The 7,516-nt window shown below is 69.4% G+C and carries 5 protein-coding genes and 1 pseudogene; 5 read left to right on the top strand and 1 reads right to left on the bottom strand.

Annotation, left to right across the window (positions count from 1 at the left end; genetic code table 11):
* A pseudogene (locus tag GH736_RS13815) lies at positions 1 to 497 on the top strand (beta-galactosidase); the annotation flags it as partial.
* A gap of 7 nt (positions 498 to 504) precedes the next feature.
* Here GH736_RS13815 and GH736_RS13810 read toward each other — a convergent pair.
* Positions 505 to 1,509, bottom strand: coding sequence for a LacI family DNA-binding transcriptional regulator (locus GH736_RS13810; RefSeq protein WP_159604230.1), 1,005 nt, complete (start codon positions 1,507 to 1,509; stop codon positions 505 to 507).
* Positions 1,510 to 1,743: 234 nt separating this feature from the next.
* On the opposite strand from GH736_RS13810, the gene GH736_RS13805 reads away from it, so the two are divergent.
* The 4 genes from GH736_RS13805 to GH736_RS13790 all read left to right on the top strand — a co-directional run bounded on the left by GH736_RS13805 (position 1,744) and on the right by GH736_RS13790 (position 7,502).
* The gene (locus GH736_RS13805; protein WP_235934209.1) at positions 1,744 to 3,054 is read left to right on the top strand and encodes an ABC transporter substrate-binding protein; all 1,311 of its coding nucleotides are present in this window, start codon (positions 1,744 to 1,746) and stop codon (positions 3,052 to 3,054) included.
* A 91-nt stretch (positions 3,055 to 3,145) separates the two neighbouring features.
* A complete protein-coding gene (locus GH736_RS13800; protein WP_159604226.1) occupies positions 3,146 to 4,030 on the top strand; it encodes a carbohydrate ABC transporter permease in 885 nt (294 codons plus the stop codon).
* Positions 4,031 to 4,035: 5 nt separating this feature from the next.
* Positions 4,036 to 4,947, top strand: coding sequence for a carbohydrate ABC transporter permease (locus GH736_RS13795; protein WP_159604224.1), 912 nt, complete (start codon positions 4,036 to 4,038; stop codon positions 4,945 to 4,947).
* Positions 4,944 to 7,502, top strand: coding sequence for a family 78 glycoside hydrolase catalytic domain (locus tag GH736_RS13790; protein ID WP_159604222.1), 2,559 nt, complete (start codon positions 4,944 to 4,946; stop codon positions 7,500 to 7,502). The genes GH736_RS13795 and GH736_RS13790 overlap by 4 nt, the downstream gene beginning before the upstream one ends.
* Positions 7,503 to 7,516 lie beyond the last annotated feature (14 nt).

Here is a 7,516-nt window from a genome sequence, read left to right as displayed (position 1 = left end):
TGGTGCTGCCCGACGCGCGCGGCGAGCTCGCGATCGTCGTCGAGGACCAGGGCCGCGTCGACTACGGCACCCGCATCGGCGAGCACAAGGGCCTCATCGGCGGCGTGCTCCTCGACGGCGTCGAGCTCACGGGGTGGGCGGCGCGTCCGATCGAGCTCGACCGGGTGCCCGCGCTGACGTTCGGGCCCGGTGGCAGGGCCGCTGCCGACGGGAGAGCGGATGCCGCGGCCGGCCCGCATCTCGCGAGCGGGACCTTCGAGCTCGACGAGCCCGCCGACCTCTACCTCGACACCCTCGACTGGGGCAAGGGCCTCGTCTGGGTGAACGGCTTCCTGCTCGGACGCTACTGGCGCCGCGGTCCGCAGCGCACGCTCATCGTGCCCTCGCCGGTCACGCGGGCCGGTCGCAACGAGGTGGTGGCGCTCGAGTTCGAGGCGATGGCCGACGCGGTCATCCGGCTGCTGGCGGCGCCCGAGCTGGGGCACACCGAGATCTGACGCCGCGTCAGTCCCGGCGCCACACCTCGCCGAGCGTCGAGCGCCGTGCGATGAGGTGCGGCTCGAGGGTCACGGTGCGGGGCGTCGCGGTCTCGGGCTCGGTGATGCGGTTGATGAGCAGCTGGGCTGCCACCCGGCCCATCTCCTCGCCGGGCTGCGCGATGGTGCTGACGGGGATGGCGCTCTCGGAGGCGAAGTGGTTGTTGTCGTAGCCGGTGATCGCGAGGTCCGAGGGCACGTCGAAACCCGGCTGCCCGTCGAGCACCTGGATGCAGCCGATGGCGAGCAGGTCGGAGGCGGCCACGATGCCGTCGTACCGACCGGCGCCCTGTTCGAGGATCTCGCGAGCGGCCTGCCGGCCGTGGGGGATGTTGAGCCCTCGGGTCTCGAGCGTCTCGAGCGAGACGCCGGGCGTCTCGTCGACGGCCCTGAGCGCGCCGTCGCGTCGTTCGGAAACGGCGTCGAGGAGGAAGGGGCCGCCGACATACAGCAGCCGCGTGCGGCCCAGCTCGATGAGGTGGCGCGCGGCCAGCTCGCCGCCGCGCCGCTCGTCGACGACCACTCCCGAGTGCGAGGCATCCGTCGGGGGAGCGTTGACGTACACGAGGGGGGTGCTTCGGACGGCCGGATGCCGCGACGGCACCCATGGGGTCGGCGCGACGAGGATGCCGGCCACCCGAGCCTCCTCGAAGAGGGTGAGGTTGCGCTGCTCCCGTGCCGGGTCGACGTCGGTGTTCGCGATGAGGAGGCTCATGTCGTGCTGGCGCAGGATGGACTCGGCGCCGCGGGCGATGTCGACGAAGAACGAGTTGTCGAGGTCGGCGAGCACGAGGCCGACCGTCGAGCTGCTGCCGGCGGCGAGCGAGCGGGCGGCGTCGTTGCGCACGAACCCCAGCTCGGCGATCGCGGCGAGCACGCGTCGCCGAGTCGACTCCGAGACCTTGTCGGGATTGTTCAGCGTGTTCGAGACCGTGCCGAGCGCCACGCCCGCGTGGCGGGCCACGTCGGTCATGCTCGGCTGCGAGTTGAGCCCACGACGTCGTTCAGCGGGAATGCGGCACCTCCGTGTGCGCGGCCGTGGCGAGTCGGCGGTCGGTCGTCGTTATCGTCGCACGAACCTCGTCGCCGCATGCCGAACAGATATGAAGCGTTTCAAATTCGTTACCGATCGAGCGTGACATTTCGCCAGCCTACCGGTATCTTCCAAATGAAGCGCTTCAAAAGCGCCCACATTCAAGGAGGAATAGTGACCACAGCATCTCGGCGCCTCCGGCGCCTGGCTCCGCTCGCGGCCGTCGTGGGGGCAGGGGCCCTCCTGCTCACGGGCTGCGGCCCGGCGTCGAGCGGCTCGTCCGACAGCGGCAAGTTCACCTACTTCGGCCAGACCGAGAACACGACGATCATCGACACCCTGACGACCCTGTCGGAAGACCAGTGTGCTGCCGAGGAGAAGGCCGCCCCGCTGACGGCCGACAAGTCGGCCGGCGCCCAGTTCGACCAGAAGCTCCAGCTCCTGGCCGGCCAGGACGCGCTCTCGAACATGTCGATGGCCGCGGGCACCCCCTCGCTCATGAAGCAGTTCATCGACGCCGACCAGGTCCTGAACCTCTCCGACGAGCTCGACGAGCTCGGCCTCACCGACAAGATCCTCCCCGCCGCGGCCTCCACCATCGAGGCGCTCTACGGCGAGGACGACATGTACTCCCTCCCGACGGAGTTCAACATCGAGGGCTTCTGGTACAACAAGCAGCTCCTCGCCGACAACGGCATCGAGGTCCCGGCCACCTGGGACGACCTGGTCGCAGCCGCCGAGACCCTCCACGGCGCCGGCGTGCAGCCCTTCGCCGCCGACGGCAAGGACGGGTGGCCCATCACCCGCCTCGTCGGCAACTACATCGCCCGCGACATCGGACCCGACGCCCTCAAGGCCGTCGCCGACGGCGACGCCAAGCTCACCGACGACGAGTACGTGAAGGCGGCCGACGCCGTGGCCGAGCTGGGCAAGGCCGGCTACTTCGGCGACGCGGTCGGCTCGATCGACTACAACGCGGCCATGAACCAGTTCCTCACCGGCCAGGCCGCGTTCTTCTACATGGGCAGCTGGGCGCTCGCGAACTTCAACGACGAGACGCAGAACACCATCGGCCTGGACAACATCGGCTACGCGCCGTTCCCCGAGGTCGAGGGCGGCAAGGGCTCGATCGACCAGGTCCCCGCGAACGTCGGCGTGCCCGTCATGTTCGCTGAGAAGGGCTTCGGCGAGAACCAGAAGGCGTGGCTCGACTGCATCGTCTCGAACTACGGCGACACCGTCCTCAACGACAGCGGCGTGGTGTCGGGCTTCACGATCGACAACCCGCCGGCCGACCTGCCCGAGACGACGCAGACCGTGCAGCAGGTCATCGCCGACGCGCCGTCGAGCATCCTGTGGTTCGAGGCGCTCTTCAACTCGAAGGCGACGAGCGTCAGCCAGACCAACGGTGGCGGGCTCGCCAGCGGCAGCCTCAGCGGCGCCGACTTCATGAAGCTCGTCCAGGACGCCAACGACGAGGGCTGACCCCGTCCGATCCTGATGCGGGGGCGCGGTGATCGCGCCGCGCCCCCGTGCTCCACCCCGCTGCTCCGGCAGCCGACAGATTGCGTGAACCATGGAACGAGTCCTCGGCGACAAGCGCGCCGTCCTGATCCTCCTCGGACCGGCCCTGCTGCTCTATTCGCTCATCATGCTCGTGCCGATCATCTGGTCGCTCGGCTACACGGTCATGGACGGCAACCCCATCGTCGGGTTCACCTTCAACGGCCTCGACAACTTCATCAAGTTCTTCAATGATCCGGCCGCGTGGAGCGCGGTCTGGTTCACCATCCGCTTCGCGTTCGTCATGACCGTCCTGCAGGTCGCCGCCGGCTACGGCCTCTCGCTGCTGTACGTCTTCTACCTGAAGAAGGCGTCGTCGACGATCCGCACGATCATCTTCTTCCCGATCGTCCTCCCCACGGTCGCGATCGCACTGCTCTTCACCCGCCTGTTCGAGGCGGCCCCGACCACCGGACCGGTGAACTCCTTCCTGAACCTCCTCGGCATCGAGTCCGTCGACTGGTTCGGAACGCCCGAAGCCTCGTTCTGGGTCCTGATCCTCATGGGTCTGTGGCAGTCCATGGGCTTCTACGGGGTGCTCCTGTACGCCGGAGTGCTCGACATCCCCGAGGAGATGCTCGAGTCGGCGCGCCTCGACGGCGCCGGAGGCTGGAAGCTCGTGCGCACGATCGTGCTGCCGCTGTCGCTGCCCGTGCTGCTGTCGTCGCTCATCTTCAGCATCAACGGCACGCTCAAGGTCTTCGACAGCGTCGTCGCCCTGACCAACGGCGGGCCCGGCAACGCCACGACGCCCCTCACGCTCTACATGTTCCAGACCTCGTTCACCTACGGCCAGTACGGCTACGGCAGCACGATCGCACTGATGCTCACCATCCTGTGCCTGCTGTTCACCGTGTTCATCTTCCGGTCCACGCGCCGCGACCTCACGAAGGACTGAGACCGATGACCGTCCAGACCACCGCCATCGCCAGCGTCAACCCCCGCGGCCTTGCACCCGAGCGCGTGCCGCAACGTCGTGCGGGCGGCCCCCGCCGCTTCCTCGCGCGGCTCCCGGTGCGCATCCTGCTCGCCATCCTGCTCGTCATCATGATCTACCCGATGGTGTGGATGTTCCTCGGGTCGTTCAAGACGCAGGGCGAGTTCCTCAACGAGCCCTTCTGGTCGCTCCCGCAGAGCTGGTCGTTCGAGAACTACGTCTCCGTGTTCGAGAACGGCTTCGGGCAGTACATCCTCAACAGCATCATCGTGGTCTTCCCGTCGCTGGCGATCGTGCTGATCGTCGGCGTCGCCGCGGGCTTCGCCCTCGAGGTCATGGTGTGGAAGGGCCGCGGCACGGTGCTGCTCCTCTTCCTCGCCGGCATCATGGTGCCCACGCAGATGATCCTCCTGCCGCTGTTCACGATCTACTTCCGCACGGGCCTCACCGGCACGTACTGGCCGATGATCCTGACCTACATCGCGACCGGCCTCCCGCTCACGGTGTTCATGATGGCGACGTTCTTCCGGTCGGTGCCGCGTGAGATCTTCGAGGCCTCGACGCTCGACGGCGCGGGCATCCTGCGCTCGTTCTGGGCGGTCGGGCTGCCCCTGGTCAAGAACGCCGTCTTCACGGTCGGCCTCGTGCAGTTCTTCTTCTTCTGGAACGACCTGCTCATCGCGCTGACGTTCACCAACAGCGACGCGCTGCGCACCATCCAGGTGGGCCTCCTCAACTTCACCGGTCAGTACGGCGCCGTGCAGTACGGGCCGACGTTCGCGGCCATCGCGGTGAGCGTGTTCGGCACGCTCGTCATCTACCTCTTCCTCAACCAGCAGGTCATGAAGGGCCTGACGGCGGGATCGGTGAAGGGATGACGCGCGAACAGGTCCGGATCGAATCGGTCTGGCTCGAGAACCGCCGCGGAGTGGACGGTCTCGGCATCGGCGAGCCGCGGCCCCGCCTCTCATGGATCGCCTCGGCGGTTGCCGACGCCTGGGAACTCGAGTTCCGCCGCGACGACGGCGAGGTGCGCGCCGTGCGCCTCCCGGCCGCACGAACCCGGCTCGTGGACTGGCCATTCGACGAACTCACGTCGCGTGCGGGCGGCGAGCTGCGCGTCCGGGCCGCCGACGGCGTCGGTTCGTGGAGCGCGCCCCTCCGGATCGAGGCCGGGCTGCTCGATCGCGCGGACTGGAGCGTGCCCTTCGTCTCGCCGTCGCCGGCGGCCCCGGCGGGAACGCTCCGGCCGGGCTACCTGCTCCGCGCGACGTGGGACCCGGCCGACCTCGGCATCACCCTCGGCCGCGTCCGGCGGGCCCGCATCTACTCGAGCACGCACGGGGTCTCGGAGCTCGAGGTGAACGGCCGCCCCGTGTCGGATGACGTGCTGTCGCCCGGCTGGACCAGCTACCGGCATCGGCTCCGCACGCAGACGTACGACGTGACGGAGGCGATCGTCGAGGGCCCCAACGCCGTCGGCGCCTGGCTCGCCGACGGCTGGTACCGGGGCCGCATCGGCTTCGACGGCGGCCTCTGGGACGTCTACGGCACGGATGTCGCGCTGCTCCTGCAGCTCGAGCTGACCCTCGACGACCACTCGGTCGTGCGGGTCCCGCTCGAGGACGCCTGGTCGTGGCATCCGTCGCCCATCACCGAGGTCGGACTGTACGAGGGCGAGCGGTACGACGCTCGACTGCTGCCGGAAGGGTGGAGCACGCCCGGATTCGACGACCGGGACTGGGCGTCGCCGACGGTGCTGCCGCTGGAGGACTTCCCGGCTCGCCTCGAGGCGCCGACCGGTCCGCCGGTGCGGGTGATCGAGGCCCTGCGGCCCGTCACCGTGGAGTCGATCGGGGGCGGACGGATCCGCCTGGACTTCGGCCAGAACATCTCGGGCAGGCTCCGCATCAACGTGCGCGGGCCCGCGGGCCACGAGGTGCGCCTGCACCACGCCGAGGTGCTCGAGAACGGCGCCCTCGGGGTGCGGCCGCTGCGCGCCGCCGTCTCGATCGACGCCTACGTCTGCGCCGGCTCGGGCCTCGAGACGTGGACGCCCCGCTTCACCATCCACGGGTTCCGCTACGCCGAGCTCGAGCACTGGCCGGGCGACCTCGACTCGGTCGACGTCGAAGCCCTGGTCGTGCACACCGACATGCCGCGCACCGGCTGGTTCGAGAGCTCGCACGCGGGCCTGAACCGGCTTCACGAGAACGTCGTGTGGAGCATGCGCGACAACTTCGTCGACCTCCCGACCGACTGCCCGCAGCGCGACGAGCGGCTGGGTTGGACCGGCGACATCCAGGTGTTCGCGCCAACCGCACTGCGGCTCTACGCGGCGCACGGCACGCTGACGGGCTGGCTCCGCGACCTCGCCGCCGAGCAGGCGGAACAGGGTCACGTCCCCAACTTCGTGCCATGGCTCGAGTGCGGCTTCCCGAACTTCCCGACCGCTGCGTGGGGGGATGCCGCGGTCATCGTGCCGTGGGAGCTGTACCAGCACGACGGCGACACCCGGGTGCTCGAGGAGCAGTACGAGAGCATGACGGCGTGGGTGGACCTCGTCGATCGCCTGGCCGGCGGCACCGGTCTCTGGAACTCGGGGTTCCAGCTCGGGGACTGGCTCGACCCGGCGGCGCCGCCGGACAACCCGGGGCAATCGCACACGGACAAGCACCTGGTCGCCACGGCCTACCACGTGCGGACCGCCCGGATCATGGCCGAGACCGCAGCCCTGCTCGGCCGTCGCGGCGACGAGGAACGCTACCGCGGCATCGCGGATCGCGCGCTCGCCGCCTTCCGCTCGGAGTACCTCTCGGCGAGCGGAAGAGTCGTGAGCGACACCCCGACCTCGGTGGCGCTCGCCATCGTCTTCGATCTCTTCGCCTCACCCGAGCAGGAGCGCCGCGCCGGCGAACGGCTCATCGAGCTCGTCGCCGAGAACGACTTCCGCATCAGCACGGGCTTCGTCGGCACGCCGATCATCTGCGACGCCCTCGCGCGGGTCGGCGGCATCGACGCGGCGTACCACCTGCTGCTGCAGGACGAGATGCCGTCGTGGCTGTACCAGGTGGGCATGGGCGCGACGACGATCTGGGAGCGCTGGGACAGCATGCTCCCCGACGGCACGGTGAACCCCGGCGACATGACGTCGTTCAACCACTACGCGCTCGGTGCGATCGCCGGCTTCATGCACCGCGTCGTCGCCGGGCTCGACACCGCAGCGCCAGGAGGCGCCGCCCTCCGGATCGCCCCGCGGCCCGGAGGCGGCCTCACGCACGCGTCGGCAAGCCACGACGGTCCCCTCGGGCTCGCCTCGTCGGGTCGCCGGCACCGGCGTAGTCGCCCGGGTCGAACGCGTTGCCGTCGGCGTCGCGGTAGGGGCTGGTCGCCTGGTCGATGTAGGAGTGCTCGCCCTCCTCGTAGTCGATGACGTCGGCCGTGTGG

The organism is Agromyces humi (assembly GCF_009720255.1).
GTDB lineage: Bacteria > Actinomycetota > Actinomycetes > Actinomycetales > Microbacteriaceae > Agromyces > Agromyces humi.
The sequence above is the reverse complement of the archived record's forward strand: the minus strand, read 5'-3'. Positions and strand labels throughout refer to the sequence as shown.